The 13,883-nt window shown below is 71.3% G+C and carries 12 protein-coding genes and 2 riboswitches; of the genes, 2 read left to right on the top strand and 10 right to left on the bottom strand.

The features are described from left to right. Nucleotides 1–9: 9 nt before the first annotated feature. A riboswitch (glycine riboswitch) is annotated at nt 10–146 on the bottom strand. Next, a riboswitch (glycine riboswitch) is annotated at nt 147–252 on the bottom strand. 233 nt (nt 253–485) lie between these two features. Together ACR68M_RS02265 and ACR68M_RS02270 are read left to right on the top strand one after the other, a co-directional pair. After that, nucleotides 486–1,532: a PRC and DUF2382 domain-containing protein gene (locus ACR68M_RS02265; protein WP_441248670.1), complete on the top strand. Its 1,047-nt coding sequence runs from the start codon at nt 486–488 to the stop codon at nt 1,530–1,532. Between the two features lie 179 nt (nt 1,533–1,711). Beyond that, entirely contained in the window at nt 1,712–3,181 is a 1,470-nt protein-coding gene (locus tag ACR68M_RS02270; protein ID WP_441248671.1) for an MFS transporter, read from the top strand. A gap of 269 nt (nt 3,182–3,450) precedes the next feature. Here ACR68M_RS02270 and ACR68M_RS02275 read toward each other — a convergent pair whose 3' ends face one another. The 10 genes from ACR68M_RS02275 to ACR68M_RS02320 form a co-directional block, all read right to left on the bottom strand. Beyond that, a complete protein-coding gene (locus tag ACR68M_RS02275; RefSeq protein WP_441248672.1) occupies nt 3,451–4,803 on the bottom strand; it encodes a DNA polymerase IV in 1,353 nt (450 codons plus the stop codon). Nucleotides 4,804–4,839: 36 nt separating this feature from the next. Continuing rightward, nucleotides 4,840–5,514, bottom strand: coding sequence for a SanA/YdcF family protein (locus ACR68M_RS02280; RefSeq protein ID WP_441248673.1), 675 nt, complete (start codon nt 5,512–5,514; stop codon nt 4,840–4,842). Nucleotides 5,515–5,601: 87 nt separating this feature from the next. Beyond that, nucleotides 5,602–6,288, bottom strand: a complete 687-nt coding sequence (locus ACR68M_RS02285; RefSeq protein WP_441248674.1) for a MerR family transcriptional regulator — start codon at nt 6,286–6,288, stop codon at nt 5,602–5,604. Between the two features lie 227 nt (nt 6,289–6,515). After that, nucleotides 6,516–6,986, bottom strand: a complete 471-nt coding sequence (locus ACR68M_RS02290) for a bifunctional nuclease family protein (protein WP_280719553.1) — start codon at nt 6,984–6,986, stop codon at nt 6,516–6,518. Nucleotides 6,987–7,055: 69 nt separating this feature from the next. Beyond that, nucleotides 7,056–7,808 carry a transcriptional regulator FtsR gene (ftsR, locus tag ACR68M_RS02295; protein ID WP_441251493.1) on the bottom strand — a complete coding sequence of 251 codons (753 nt, stop codon included), beginning with the start codon at nt 7,806–7,808 and terminating at the stop codon, nt 7,056–7,058. A 62-nt stretch (nt 7,809–7,870) separates the two neighbouring features. Then, nucleotides 7,871–8,413: an FHA domain-containing protein gene (locus ACR68M_RS02300; RefSeq protein ID WP_441248675.1), complete on the bottom strand. Its 543-nt coding sequence runs from the start codon at nt 8,411–8,413 to the stop codon at nt 7,871–7,873. A 514-nt stretch (nt 8,414–8,927) separates the two neighbouring features. Beyond that, nucleotides 8,928–9,845 carry a DUF881 domain-containing protein gene (locus ACR68M_RS02305; protein WP_441248676.1) on the bottom strand — a complete coding sequence of 306 codons (918 nt, stop codon included), beginning with the start codon at nt 9,843–9,845 and terminating at the stop codon, nt 8,928–8,930. An 11-nt stretch (nt 9,846–9,856) separates the two neighbouring features. Then, entirely contained in the window at nt 9,857–10,189 is a 333-nt protein-coding gene (locus ACR68M_RS02310; protein ID WP_073927316.1) for a small basic family protein, read from the bottom strand. After that, nucleotides 10,186–11,127: a DUF881 domain-containing protein gene (locus tag ACR68M_RS02315; protein ID WP_441248677.1), complete on the bottom strand. Its 942-nt coding sequence runs from the start codon at nt 11,125–11,127 to the stop codon at nt 10,186–10,188. The genes ACR68M_RS02310 and ACR68M_RS02315 overlap by 4 nt, the downstream gene beginning before the upstream one ends. Before the next feature lie 104 nt (nt 11,128–11,231). Next, nucleotides 11,232–13,727: a sugar phosphate nucleotidyltransferase gene (locus ACR68M_RS02320; protein ID WP_441248678.1), complete on the bottom strand. Its 2,496-nt coding sequence runs from the start codon at nt 13,725–13,727 to the stop codon at nt 11,232–11,234. Nucleotides 13,728–13,883 lie beyond the last annotated feature (156 nt).

Consider the following 13,883-nt stretch of genomic DNA (forward strand, 5'->3'; position numbering starts at 1 on the left):
GACCGACAGGCCTCCCCCTCTGTCATCGGTACCTGAGAGCTTCACCCGCACGCGACGCCCGGGGGCACCTCGTCGGCTTGCACCGTCGGTGAGGGTGGTGCCGTCGGCTCCCTAGCCGTCGGTCCTGCCCTACTTTCCAGAGTGACCTATCCCACACGGTACGGATGCCTGAGAGATTCCGGGGAGGGTTTGCTCCTTCGGCGCCCCTTCCCCGCAGTTCACAAGGGGTGGGGACTCTCCCGAGCGGGCTCGGCGGTCGCGCCCAGGGTACCAGCGCGAGCCGGTTGGATCACCGGTCAGGTCAGGTCTGTCGCTCCGTCCACGGAGCTTCTCCGGAGCACCCCGGACGGCCCAACCGACGCCCGGACGGCGGCGCCCGGCTCGCCCGCGTCCATTTGATGCCTTTTCGTATGAGATGGCGGACGGACAGCTCCCCCGGCCGCCCACCGACCGAGTTCACGGGAGCACTTGCACTGGAGGACAGCGTGCAGACCGATATCGATCCGCGAGACCTGATCGGACACAAGGCGGTCGACCGGAACGGTGACAAGATCGGCACGGTCGACGAGGTGTATCTCGACGACGCGACCGGCGAACCCGAGTGGGCCGCCGTCCGGACCGGGATCTTCGGCCGGGACGCCTTCGTCCCGCTGACCACCAGCGAGTTCTCGGGCGCGGAGCTGAAGGTCCCGTACGACAAGTCGCTGATCAAGGACTCACCGGACTTCGGCGTGGGCCAACACCTCTCCCCCGCCCAGGAGCTTCAGCTCTACCGCTACTACGGGCTGGAGACCAACGGCGCGGCCGCGCCGGCGCCCGTACCGACCCCCGTACCGGCCAACGGCACGGCGGCGGTGAAGAACGGTGACCACGACTTCGGCACCGTCTCCACTCCCGCCCCCGCCACCACCACCCAGACACCCGCTCCGCTGATGCCCGAGGCAACCCCCATGGCGTTCACCGCTCCCGTCCGTGACCACGACAAGCCCGCGCCCACCGCGATGCGGCCCGTCAACTCCCCCACCTCCCCCACGCTCGAGCGCCCGCCGACGGCGGCCGCCGCACCGATGGCGGCGCCCACTGCCGCGACCAGCGCGCCGAGCGGGCCGATCGAGATCACCTGCCGCGAGGAGCGGCTCGACATCACGACCGAGTGGCAGGTGACGTACACCGCGCGGCTGCGCAAGTACGTCACCAGCGAGACGGTCGAGCGGCACGTGCCGGTGGTGCGCGAGCGCGTCCGGGTCGAGCGGGTGCCCGTCACGGACGGCGAACGGGACGCGCTGACCCAGGTGGAGATCGAGGAGGCGATGGAGGAGGTCACGCTCCAGGAGGAGCGCCCGGTGGTGCACAAGTACCTGGTGCCGATCGAGCGCGTCCGCCTGGTGGTCGAGCGTTACACCGACGACCACGTCATCCGCGAGGAGCTGCGGCGCGAGCACGTCGACATCCAGGACAGCCCGATGCCCGAGGGCGAGGAGGCGGCGGCACCGGCTGCCGACGGGCGGCCGGAGCCGCTGCTGCCCTCCTGACCGGCGCGCTCCCGAGGCCCCGGTCCCGCCTCGGCGGGGCCGGGGCCTCTGCCCTCTCCAAAGGTTCACCGATCGATATTTGACACACTGAAGTATTCACGGCATGGTTACTTCAGTTCGTTGACTTTCGTTCGTCCGAAGCGCTTCCGCGCCGGGCGGCTTGAACCGGAGGAAGCCCCGTGAGTGAGGCACCACAGCCCACCGCCACGGCCACCAAGCCGAGCAGTGCCCGCGTGCTCCCCGCACTGATCCTGGCGATGCTGGCGTTCAGCGTGGTGCAGACCGCGGTCGTCCCGATCCTGCCCTCGCTGGCCAAGGAGCTGAACGTCACCGGCTCCAACATCACCTGGCTGATGACGGCCAACCTGCTCTCCGCCGCCGTGCTGACCCCCCTGCTCGGGCGCTTCGGCGACCTCCGCGGCCGCAAGCCCATGCTGCTGATCTCGCTGGCCGGCCTGGTGGCCGGCTCCGCGCTCGCCGTGGGCACGCACTCCTTCACCTGGCTGATCGTGGCCCGCGTCCTCCAGGGCGCCGGCGGTGGCGTGCTGCCGCTGGCCATCAGCATCGTCCGCGACGAGCTGGCCAAGGAGAAGGTCACCGGCGGCGTCGCCGCGATCTCCGCCTCGATGGGCGTCGGCTCGGGCCTCGGCCTGGTCGCCACCGGCCTGCTGCTGGAGCACTGGAGCTACAAGTCCATCTTCTGGATGGGCCTGGTCTTCGGCCTGATCGCCGTCGCCCTGGTCGCCCTGCGCGTCCCCAAGGACCCGGTCGTCGACAAGGAGGGCGGCGCCGACCCGCTCGGCGCGATCACGCTGGCCGGCTGGCTCTCCGCCCTGCTCATCGCCGTCAGCCAGGGCAACCACTGGGGCTGGACCTCCACCAAGACCCTCGGCCTCTTCGCCGTCGCGGCCGTCGTCGCCCTGATCTGGATCATCATCGAGGTCAAGGTCAAGCACCCGCTGGTCGACATGAAGATGATGTCCCGCCCGGCCGTCGCCTTCACCAACATCTCCGGCCTGCTCATCGGCTTCGGGATGTACGGCTCCTTCATGGTGATCAGCAACTTCGCCCAGACCCCGGAGAAGTTCGCCCACTACGGCTTCACCGCGACCGTCCTGCACGCCGGCGTCATGCTGCTGCCCTCCGCCGTCGGCTCGATGATCGCCGCACCGGTCGGCGCCCTGCTGATCGCCCGCCGCGGCCCGCGCCTGCCGCTCGTCCTCGGCGGCGTGCTCGGCGCCGTCTCGATGGCGTACCTCGCCCTGCGGCACAGCGCCGAGGGTGACATCTACACCGCCTCCGCCGTCTTCGGCCTCGGCGTCGGCCTCGCCTACGCCGCCATGCCCGCCTACATCAACGGCGCCGTCCCGGCCGAGCAGAGCGGCATCGCCAACGGCATGAACGCCGTGCTGCGCACCGTCGGTGGTGCCATCGGCACCGCCGTGATGGCCGCGATCCTGACCGGCGACACCATCAAGGGCCTGCCGATCCCGCTGCCGACCCTGGACGCCTACAAGCACGCGTTCTGGACGACGGCAGTGATGTGCCTGATCGCCGCGGTGGTGCCGTTCGCCATCCGCCGCATCAAGCCCGCCACCCCGGCCCCCGCCGAGACCCCCAGCCCCCAGCTGGCCAAGACCGGCGTCTGACGAGACGCCAGGCCCGCCGCGCCAAGGGACAGGGCGCAGCGGGCCTCCGGGCCCCGGCAGTCGACGAGGGCATCGCGACAAGCCTCCGCCCGGACCAGAACGGCCCCGCACCTGCAACCCAGGTGCGGGGCCGTCTGCTTTCCCCTGCTGTACGCGATCGGCCAGCCCCCAGGGGCGCGGGGAACTGCGCGAAACGGCAGGCTACGGCGCCGGACCTCATGAGCTCGCCCAACTTGCACTACCCGGGCCCACGGGCCTGTGCGCAAGCATCAGCGGAGCGGCTGCGGCTCTGCCGGCTCCAGGGCCGGGTCCTCCACCGCGAAGGTGCGGACGCGGCCGGGCAGGCTCCTCGGGGTCTCGAAGCGGACGGTGACCCGGCCGACGCCGCTGCCCTGGACCCAGCCGGGGCCGTACTCGGCGTGCGTCACGTCCTGCCCGGGGTGCCAGTGCCGTGGCGGCGGTTCGTGCGGCGCCGCTTCGGCCGCGACGGGCTCGGGCAGCTCCGGTGGCGGCTCCGCCGCGGCTGCGGCCTGCGCGAAGAGGTCCTCCTGGGTGAAGTCGGCGAGCTGGGAGACCCCGACCCCGAGCAGCCGGACGCCCCCGGCGGTGTTGACCGTGAGGGCCAGCCGCCGGGCCGTCTCGGCGATCACCCCGGGGTCGTCGGTGGGTGCCCGCAGCGTCTCCGACCGCGTCAGCGTCGAGAAGTCGAAGCGCCGCACCTTGAGCACGACCGTCCGCCCCGAGCGCCCGGCGGAGTGCAGCCGGGCGACGCAGCGGGCGGCGAGCACGTCGATCTCGTGCAGGATGCGGTCGCGGTCGAGCAGGTCCACCGCGTACGTGTCCTCGACCGAGACGGACTTGGCGTCGCGGTCCGGCACCACCGGGCGGGAGTCGAGGCCGAGGGCCATCTGGTGCACGCCCGCGCCGTGCGCCTTGCCGAGCAGTTGGACGAGCTCCGTCTCCCCCGCCTCGGCCAGGTCCGCGACGGTCATCACCCCGGCCCGCCGCAGCACCTGCTCGGTGGCCGGGCCGATCCCGGGCAGCGCCCGGACCGGCATCGGGCCGAGCACCGAACGCTCGGAGCCGATGCCGACCAGCACCAGCCCGTCCGGCTTGGCCTGCTCGGAGGCGATCTTCGCCATCAGCTTCGACCCGGCGGCGCCGACCGAGGCCGTCAGACCGCTGCGCCGCTCGATGTCGGCCCGCAGGTCCTCACCGATCGCCAGCACCATCTCGGGCCCGCCCTCGGGCCCGGCCGCCGCGAGCGCGGGCCCGTACGGGCCTGCCTCCAGGTCGACGAAGGCCTCGTCCAGGCTGAGCGGTTCGACCAGCGGCGACAGCTCCCGCAGCAGGCCCATCACTATGTCGCTGACCTGCCGGTAGGCGGTGAAGCGCCCGGCGAGGAAGGCGGCGTTCGGGCAGAGCCGCCGGGCCTGGGCCATCGGCATCGCCGAGTGCACGCCGAACTTCCGCGCCTCGTAGCTGGCCGTCGACACCACCCCGCGCCCGCCGAGCCCGCCCACCACGACCGGCTTTCCGCGCAGGCTGGGTTTGGCCGCCTGCTCCACCGCTGCGAAGAAGGCGTCCATGTCGAGGTGGATGATGCTCGGAACTGACCGCACCTGCCGATCATGCCGCAGGGGTACGACAATCGCCGGTCACCGCGCAGCAGCATCCGCCAGCGCGGCGGCGATCCCCGGCTCCTTCGCCCCCAGCAGCTTCGGGTCCGGCCGCAGTGCGACGTTGGCCGCCGCCTTCACCGCGCCCGGGATCTCCCGCAGACCGCCGTAGTACCAGGTCGCGTCGTGCGGCTCGTCGACCCCGACGGCGTACGAGTCGATGCCGGCCGCCTCACAGAGCGCCAGCGCCCGGCGGACGTGGAAGTTCTGACTGATCAGCACCGCCCGGTCGACGCCGAAGACCCGGCGGGCCCGGGTGCAGGAGTCCCAGGTGTCGAAGCCGGCGTAGTCCCGCACCACCCGTACGGGCGGCACGCCGTGCGCCAGCAGGTAGTCGCGCATCGCGTCCGGCTCGTCGTAGCTCACCCGGCCGTTGTCGCCCGTCACCAGGATGGCCTGCACCTTGTGCTCCTGATAGAGCGTCAGCGCGGCGTCCAGCCGGTGCGCCAGGTAGGGCGAGGGCTGCCCGTCGAAGAGGCCCGCCCCGAAGACCACCGCCACCGGGGCGGCGGGCGCCTCGGCGACCGTCCCGACCCGCTGCCCGGCGTCCGTCCAGAGCCAGGCGCTGGGCGCGAGCCCCAGCCCGCACAGCAGTACGAGCGCCTGAAAGGCCCGACGCTGCGGCCGTCTGCCGCTCAGTTTCGGTATCCGCACCACTGCCCCCTGCCGCTGATGATCGACTCATCAGGGCGGACGACACGACAGCACCGGGCGGTTCCCGCCCGACGGCCGGTGCCGGACCTACACCGCGCGGTTGCGCCGCTGGGCCAGCTCGTCGGAGGGGTCGCTCCCGAGGACGGTCTCGCCGGTGTCGGTGCGCTCGGCCTGGAGGCGGGAGAGGGCGGTCTCCAGCTCCTGCCAGACCGCGCCGACGGCGATGCCGAAGACGCCCTGGCCGCTCTTGAGCAGATCGACCACCTGCTGGGACGACGTGCACTCGTAGACCGTCGCGCCGTCGCTCATCAGGGTGAGTTCGGTCAGGTCTACGGCCTCGGCGGACTGCAGGTGGGAGACGGCGACGCGGATGTTCTGGAGCGAGACCCCGGCGTCCAGAAGCCGCTTGACGATCTTCAGGAGCAGGATGTCGCGGAAGCTGTAGAGCCGCTGACTGTTCGCCGGGTAGGCCGAACGGACGCTCGGCTCCAGCAGGCCCGTCCGGGCCCAGTAGTCGAGTTGCCGGTACGTGATCCCGGCTGCCGCACAGGCGGTCGGGCCCCGGTAGCCGATCAGGCCCGAGGTCGGGGCGAGCCGCTCGATGGCGGGCTGGCCGGCCTGCACGGCGGGGAACCGCCCGACCCGCGCGAACTCCACCTCCGCCGGGCCGTCCGCCGGGGTCTCCCGTACCCGCTCCAGCAGGCTGCGGGTCGAGCGCGGGACGTGCACGGAGCACAGGGCTCCAACGGCCGCGTCGTCGCCAATGCCGCTCATGCCAACCTCCGTCCGCTCGTCCTGTGCGCCATGGGGCCCAGGTGGAGTAACTCACCGGAGCTACTCCTGACGGTAAGCAGTCGCCCTGGACCCGTCAACGATCGCCACGCCGGGGCTCACCGACAATGTCACTCGGTGGGGTGGTTTTTCGTGCCCTCAGTGTGGGTATGTGGACGCACTTTGGCAAAACCCGACTTGCGGGTGACAAGCGGCGCGGCTAGGTGTGCCTACTGCTGGCCGCCGAAGTCCTCCGGCGAGACCTGGTCCAGGAACTCGCGGAACTTCTCGACCTCGTCCTCCTGCTCGTCCGGGATGGCGATGCCCGCCTCCGCGAGCACCTCCTCGCTCCCGTAGATCGGAGTCCCCGTACGCAGCGCGAGGGCTATCGCGTCGGACGGACGCGCGCTCACCTCCACGCCGCCGGAGAACACCAACTCGGCGTAGAAGACGCCCTCCCGGAGATCGCTGATCCGCACCTCCGTCAGCTGCTGCCCCAGCGCCTCCAGCACGTCCTTGAACAGGTCGTGCGTCAGCGGGCGCACGGGCGTCATGCCCTGCTGCGCGAAAGCAATCGCGGTCGCCTCACCAGGACCGATCCAGATCGGCAGATACCGATCGCCCCCTACCTCCCGAAGCAGCACGATCGGCTGGTTGGAAGGCATCTCAACCCGGACACCCACGACGTCGAGCTCATTCACAGTGGCAACACTATGACCCAGGCCCCGGATATGAAAGCGCAGCCCGCCCCGGAGCCTTCGCACACGGCCTCAGGAGCCCGCCGGTCGGGCCCGCAGCCCCGCCTGGACCATCGCGGCGTGCAGCCGCACCGAGAGCGTGGCGAGTTCGCGTGCGGTCGTCTCGGCGTGGGCCCGGGTCTGCGGGTTGCGGTGGCGGCGCAGCGGGGCGACCACCTGGTCGACCAGCGACACCTCACGGTCGGCGGCTGCCTTCATGGCCCGCAGATGGCGCGGCTCCAGGCCGTAGCGGCCGAGTTCGGCGACCAGCCGGGCGACCTGCAGCGCCTCGCCGTCGTAGCCGCCGTCCGGGCCGGGCGAGAGCAGGCCGTACGCCTCCCACTCCGTCAGCTCGTGCTCCTGCGCCTCGGCGGCGGCGAGCAGCTCGGCCCGGCCGAGGCGGACGCCGGGCACGGCACCGGAGGCGCTGACCAGCTCGCGGTCGGCCTCCTCCAGCGGGCCCGGCCGGGCCTCGGGTGCCGGCAGGGCCGGCGGGGCCTCGCCGCGCTCGATGGCGTCCAGGTGCTCCCTGATGACCCGCAGCGGCAGATAGTGGTCGCGCTGGACGCGCAGCACGTACGCGAGCCGCTCCAGATCCGCCGGGCTGAACTTGCGGTACCCCGAGGGGGTCCGCTGCGGCTCCACCAGGCCCTCCGCCTCCAGGAAGCGGATCTTGGAGATGGTGACCTCGGGGAAGTCGTCGCGGAGGAAGGTCAGCACCGCGCCGATGCTGAGCAGCTCGTCGCCGCGCCGTCGCACCTCACCCGCCCGGCGGGAGCCGGGCACGGGCGAGGTTTCCACGGATGACGGGGTGTGCGGGGTCACTCGGGCTCCTGTGGGTGTGGTGGTCAGTACCCCCGCTGGTGGCTGGCGAAGAAGACCAGCCGGTACTTGCCGATCTGCACCTCGTCGCCGTTGTTGAGACCGACCTCGTCGATCCGCTCCCGGTTGACGTAGGTGCCGTTGAGGCTGCCCACGTCGGCCACCGCGAACCCACCGGGCGTCCGGCGGAACTCGACGTGACGGCGGGAGACAGTGACGTCGTCCAGGAAGATGTCACCCTCCGGGTGACGGCCCGCCGTGGTGACGTCCGCGTCCAGCAGGAAGCGGCTGCCCGAGTTCGGGCCGCGCTGGACGATCAGCAGCGCCGAGCCCGGCGGCAGCAGGTCGATCGCCTGCAGCACCTCGGCCGAGAGGGCCGGGGTGGCGCCGGTGCCGGTGGTGGCGTTGGGGTCGTAGGACTCCAGGCCGGAGATCGAGATGGTCGAGGTGGTCTCGGCCGCACCCTCGGGCAGCAGGCCGCCGCGCAGCGCCGTACCGCAGTTCGAGCAGAAGCGGGCCGTGGCCGGGTTCTGGTTACCGCACCGGGGGCACGGGGTGGGGCCAGCCATGTTCGCCTCCTGGCGCGGCATGCCCGCGGGGGCCTGACCGGCGTAGGGATTCGGGGCAAACCCTCCACCAGAGGTTGAGGGTCCTGACTGGAAACCTATGCGCGGCGCGCCCGAAGCATCGACCGACGCGCCGTAACCGGCGGAATTGCCTCCGGCCGGCGCCCCGGCGCCGTCCCGGAAGAGCGGACGCTCGGCGTACTGGCCCTCCTCGGGCGCAGGCCGCATGCCGGGCACACCGGCATCCTCGTCGGCGCGCCGGTGGCGCGCGGTGGGGGCCTCGACCGCCGCTGCGCGACGGTTGTTGCGGCCGAAGAGCTTCGAGAACAGACTCACGGGCGAATCCCCTTGCGTGTGACAGACCCGCCCGCGGGGCAGGGTGCGAATCTCGGACGGGCGCCGTCCCCGGCATCCTGCCGGAGTCGGGCCGGTGGTACGTACCAGTGTCGCTGACGTGCGAGGACGGACGGCCGCCGGGGGCACCCCGGAACTGACGGGCCGTGCGACAGTCGCCCCGTCACTTCGCCGCCGGCTTGCCGTACTGGAGCGTCTTCGGAGCAGCCAGCGCGTCCACCACGACGCTCTGCTGCTCGGTGATGGTCGCCTTCGCCTGCTGCTTCTCCAGCGTGCGCACGACACCACCGGGGATGTTGAGCGCAGGCGTCAGATCCTGCGGGTGCCCGACCACCGTGAAACGGAACGGCTGCGAGACGTTCTTGCCGTCGATCTGCACCCCACCCGCCGACGCGTCGGTGAAGTAGGTGCTTGCCACCACTCGGACACTGTTGATCTGAATCGCCTCCGCCCCCGCCGCTCGGAGTTCCTGCAGGGTGTCGAGCAGCATATCGGCCTTCACCTGCCCTTGGGGGTCATCGACCGTCAGTACGATGCCCGGACCTGTGGCTTTGACCGTGCCTGCCAGCACCCCGAGCTCCGCCAGCTTCTTCCTGGTCTGCTCCTGGGCGTCCTTGGCCTGGTTGGAGCTGTTCTCCAGCTGGGCCAACGACTGTTCCAGTTGCGACTTCTCCTGCTGAAGACGCTGCTGACGGCTGTCCAGTTCGTCGAGAATCCGCACAAGATCCTCCTGCCGGGCGCCACGCAGCTGGCTGTGGTCGTTGGTCGACCTCACCTGGATGGCCAGCGCCAGCCCCAGCGAGAACAGCAGCAGCGCCACCACCAGCTGCCCACGCGAGATCCGCAGCGGCCACAGGGCGGCCTTCAGCCTGCCTCTGGGGTCCGCCGGAGGCTCGGCCGCAACGGGCTCGGCCTTCACGGGCTCGGCCTTCACCGGCTCGGCCTTCACCGGCTCGGCCGGCTGCTCGGTCTCCTTCTCCGGCTCGTCGGGCTGCTCCAGCTCCTGCTCGGGCTGGTCCTCTGCCGACTCGTCCGGCTTCAGCTCGGGCTCCGGCTCCTCCGGCGTACGGTCCTGGTCCACGTCGTCCCCTCTCAGGCCCGGAAGACGTGCCGCCGGATGGCAGCGGCGTTGGAGAAGATCCGGATGCCGAGCACGACCACCACACCCGTGGAGAGCTGCGAGCCGACCCCGAGCTGGTCACCGAGGAAGACGATCAGCGCCGCGACGACGACGTTCGAGAGGAACGACACCACGAAGACCTTGTCGTCGAAAATCCCGTCGAGCATCGCCCGCACGCCGCCGAAGACCGCGTCCAGCGCCGCGACGACCGCGATCGGCAGGTACGGCACCACGGCGTCGGGCACCTCGGGCTGCACGAAGAGGCCGACGACCACTCCGATCACGAGGCCCAGTACGGCAATCACGGCTTTGGTGCTCCTGTCCCTGTGGTCGGCCCCGCGCTGGGCGAGCCCGAAGTGAGCGGCTGCGCATAGCGCAGCGTGATGCCGAGCGCCGCCGGCAGCGTCAGCTTCTTCTGTGTCGAGAGCGTCGACTTGATCCCGTAGCTGTCCTGGATGATCCGCAGGTACCGCCCGGCCTCGGCGTCCTGGAAGGCCGCACTCAGCTTCGGCCCGTCGCCGATCGCCAGCACGGTGTACGGCGGCACCAGCGGCCGGTTGTCGACCAGGATCGCGTCACCCGCGGCCCGGATGGCCGAGAGCGCGGTCAGCCGCTGGCCGTTCACCGAGACGGCCTCGGCGCCGGACTGCCAGAGCCCGTTGACGACCAGCTGGAGATCGCGGTCCCGCAGCCGCCCGCTGTCGTGGAAGCCGTCCGCCTCACGCGGGTTGTTGACCGAGCCGCCCGCGCCGGTGCCCGAGGCGTCGTCGATCACCAGCTTCACACCCGGACCGGTGACCTCCGCCGTCCCGGCCCGGCCGGCCAGCTCGGCGAGTCCCTGGTCGTCGCCGGTCGGCAGCGCCTGCTGCTGGGCCTGGTCGACCCGGTGCCGCAGGTCCTGGATCTGCTTCTGCAGCTTGTCCGTCGCCCCGGTCTCGTCCGTGACCCGCTGCACCAGCGCGTCACGCTCCTTGGCGAGGGTCGGCTCGGCCTCGTGCGAGGTCACCGCCCCGACCGTCACGACGGTGGTGGCGAGCGCCAGGCCCAGCGCGAGCGTGAGCCGCCCGCGCAGCGAGCCGGGCAGCCTGCTGGAGCCCTCGGCGCCCCTGGCCCGTGCCGCCTCGGCATAGCCGTCGTCGAGGCTGTGTTCCATCACGGTGGTCAGCAGGGACATCGAGGCGTCGGGGCGGGCGAAACGTCCGTCCCGGTCACTCGGCGTCGGCGGTGCTGGCATGCGGTACATCGTCCCACGTCGCCCACCCGTCGGACGCACAGCCCCCTGCGCCGGGGGCGGCGCGCGCCGCAGCCCGCACCGCCCCCGGTCACCCGGCCATGCTCAGCCCTCGCTCAACGCCCGGCGCCGTCCACGACCGCCGCCCACTCGTCGAGCAGCTGCTCGGTGGCCGCGGCGTCCGGGCCCTCCGCCCACAGATGGGTGGTCGCCTCGGCCGGGTCCGGCAGCACCAGCGTCCAGCGCCCGTCCGACTCGACCACCCGCACACCGTCCGTGGTGTCCAGCCGCCGGCTCCCGGCCGCCTCCACCACCGAGCGCATCACCATGCCCTTCGCCGCCCAGGGCGTCGCGATGTCCCGCCGCTGGATGTGCGCCTGCGGGATGCGCGCGTCGATCTGGCTCAGCGTCAACTGCGTACGCGCCACCAGCCCGAGCAGCCGCACGAACGCCGCCGCCCCGTCCAGCACCTCGCTGAACTCCGGCACCACGAACCCGCCGCGCCCGTCACCGCCGAAGATCGTGCCCTCGGTCGCCGCGGCCTTCGCCAGATCGTCCGGCGAGGTCGTCGTCCAGGCCACCTGCGTGCCGTGGTACGCCGCCACCTGCTCGGCGATCCGCGTCGTCGTCACCGGCAGCGCGACCTGCCCGCTGCGCCGCTCGGCGGCGACCAGGTCGAGCAGCACCAGCAGGGCCCGGTCGTCCTGGATCACCCGCCCGAGCTCGTCCACGAAGGAGACCCGCTCGCCGACGGGGTCGAACCGCACCCCGAACGCCGCCCGGGACGAGGACACCAGCTCACCCAGCCTGGCCAGCCCCGCCCGCCGCTCCTCCGCGTCCTCCGTCGGCGTGGCCTCGTCCAGGCCGCTGTTGACCGTCAGCGCCTCCACCCCGAGCCGCCCGAGGAGGCTCGGCAGCACCAGCGCCGCACTGCCGTGCGCGGTGTCCACCACGACCTTCAGCCCGGCCTCGGGCACCCCGGTGGTGTCGACGGCCCGCAGCAGGTTGCCCGCGTACGAGTCGAAGACGCTGGACGGGAAGGTCAGGTCCCCGATCTCACCCGGGAAGGCCCGGCGGAACTCCTGCCGCGCGTACACCCGGTCGAGCTTCCGCTGCCCGGCCTGCGAGAGGTCGGCGCCCCGCTCGTCGAAGAAGAGGATGTCCAGCGAGTCCGGCACCCCGGGCGTCGTCCGCAGGAAGATCCCGCCGGCGCTGCCCCGTGCGGTGTGCTGCCGAGCGACCGGCATCGGCACGTTCTCCAGGTCACGGACGTCGATGGCGCTGGTCTGCAGGGCGGAGATCATCGCCCGTTTGAGCGCACGGGCACCACGCGAGTGGTCACGCGCAATGGTGACGGTCGCCCCCTTCTTCAGCGTCGTCGCGTACGCCCCGGCGAGCCGGACCGCCAGCTCCGGCGTGATCTCGACGTTGAGGATGCCCGAGACGCCACGCAGCCCGAAGAGGTGCTCCTGCCCCCGGGACTCCCAGATCACCGAGGTGTTGACGAAGGCCCCGGCCTCGATCGTCTTGAACGGATAGACCCGGACGTTGCCCGAGATGATCGACTCCTCGCCGATCAGGCACTCGTCCCCGATCACCGCCCCGTCGTCGATCCGGGCGGCCCGCATGACGTCGGTGTTCTTCCCGATCACACACCCGCGCAGGTTGCTCTGCGGCCCGATGTAGACGTTGTCGTGCACGACGGTCTTGTGCAGGAAGGCCCCGCGCTTGACGACCACGTTGCTGCCGAGCACCGTGTGCTCCCGCAGCTCGACCCCGGCCTCGACCTTCGCGTAGTCACCGATGTACAGCGGCCCGCGCAGCACCGCCCCCGGATCGACCTCGGCCCCCTCGGCGATCCACACGCCCGGCGAGATCTCGAAGCCGTCCAGCTCGACGTCGACGGCGCCCTCCAGGACGTCCGCCTGCGCCTTCTGGTAGCTCTCGTGGGTGCCCACGTCCTCCCAGTAGCCCTCGGCGACGTACCCGTAGACGGGCTTGCCCTCCTTCAACAGCTGCGGGAAGACGTCACTCGACCAGTCGACCGACTCACCCGCCGCGACGTAGTCGAAGACCTGGGGCTCCATCACGTAGATCCCGGTGTTCACGGTGTCCGAGAAGACCTGCCCCCAGGTCGGCTTCTCCAGGAACCGCTCGACCCGGCCGTCCTCGTCCGTGATCGTGATCCCGAACTCCAGGGGATTGGGCACCCGGGTCAGACAGACCGTGACGAGCGCTCCCTTCTCCCGGTGGAAGGCGATCAGCTCGGACAGATCGAAATCGGTGAGCGCGTCCCCGGAGATCACCAGGAACGAGTCGTCCTTCAGCGCGTCCTCGGCGTTCTTGACGCTCCCGGCGGTACCGAGCGGGGTCTCCTCGTTGGCATATGTGAGGTGCATACCCAGCTCTTCGCCGTCCCCGAAGTAGTTCTTCACCAACGAGGCCAAGAACTGCACGGTGACGACGGTGTCCGTAAGGCCGTGCCGCTTCAGCAGCCTCAGGACGTGCTCCATGATCGGCCGATTGGCCACCGGAAGCAGCGGCTTGGGCATGCTCGAAGTCATCGGACGGAGGCGAGTGCCTTCGCCCCCTGCCATCACAACGGCTTTCATTACGGGTGCGTCCTCCTTCGCGGTGGTGAACCCTCCTCGGGTCCATCAAACCGTTCCAGAGTTCCTCTACCCGGATAAGCACGCCCGACGCACCGCGCCCCCGTGCGAATCGTCTCGCTTCGTCTCGCTCACCGACCCATCCAGAACCGGACTGTG

Source organism: Kitasatospora sp. McL0602 (genome assembly GCF_052076145.1).
Classification (GTDB): domain Bacteria; phylum Actinomycetota; class Actinomycetes; order Streptomycetales; family Streptomycetaceae; genus Kitasatospora.

Coding starts and splice junctions, on each gene's coding strand:
- ACR68M_RS02315 (WP_441248677.1), bottom strand. CDS start 11,127: ATGTACCGCATGCCAGCACCGCCGACGCCGAGTGACCGGGACGGACGT.
- ACR68M_RS02320 (WP_441248678.1), bottom strand. CDS start 13,727: ATGAAAGCCGTTGTGATGGCAGGGGGCGAAGGCACTCGCCTCCGTCCG.
- ACR68M_RS02285 (WP_441248674.1), bottom strand. CDS start 6,288: ATGAGCGGCATTGGCGACGACGCGGCCGTTGGAGCCCTGTGCTCCGTG.
- ACR68M_RS02300 (WP_441248675.1), bottom strand. CDS start 8,413: ATGGCTGGCCCCACCCCGTGCCCCCGGTGCGGTAACCAGAACCCGGCC.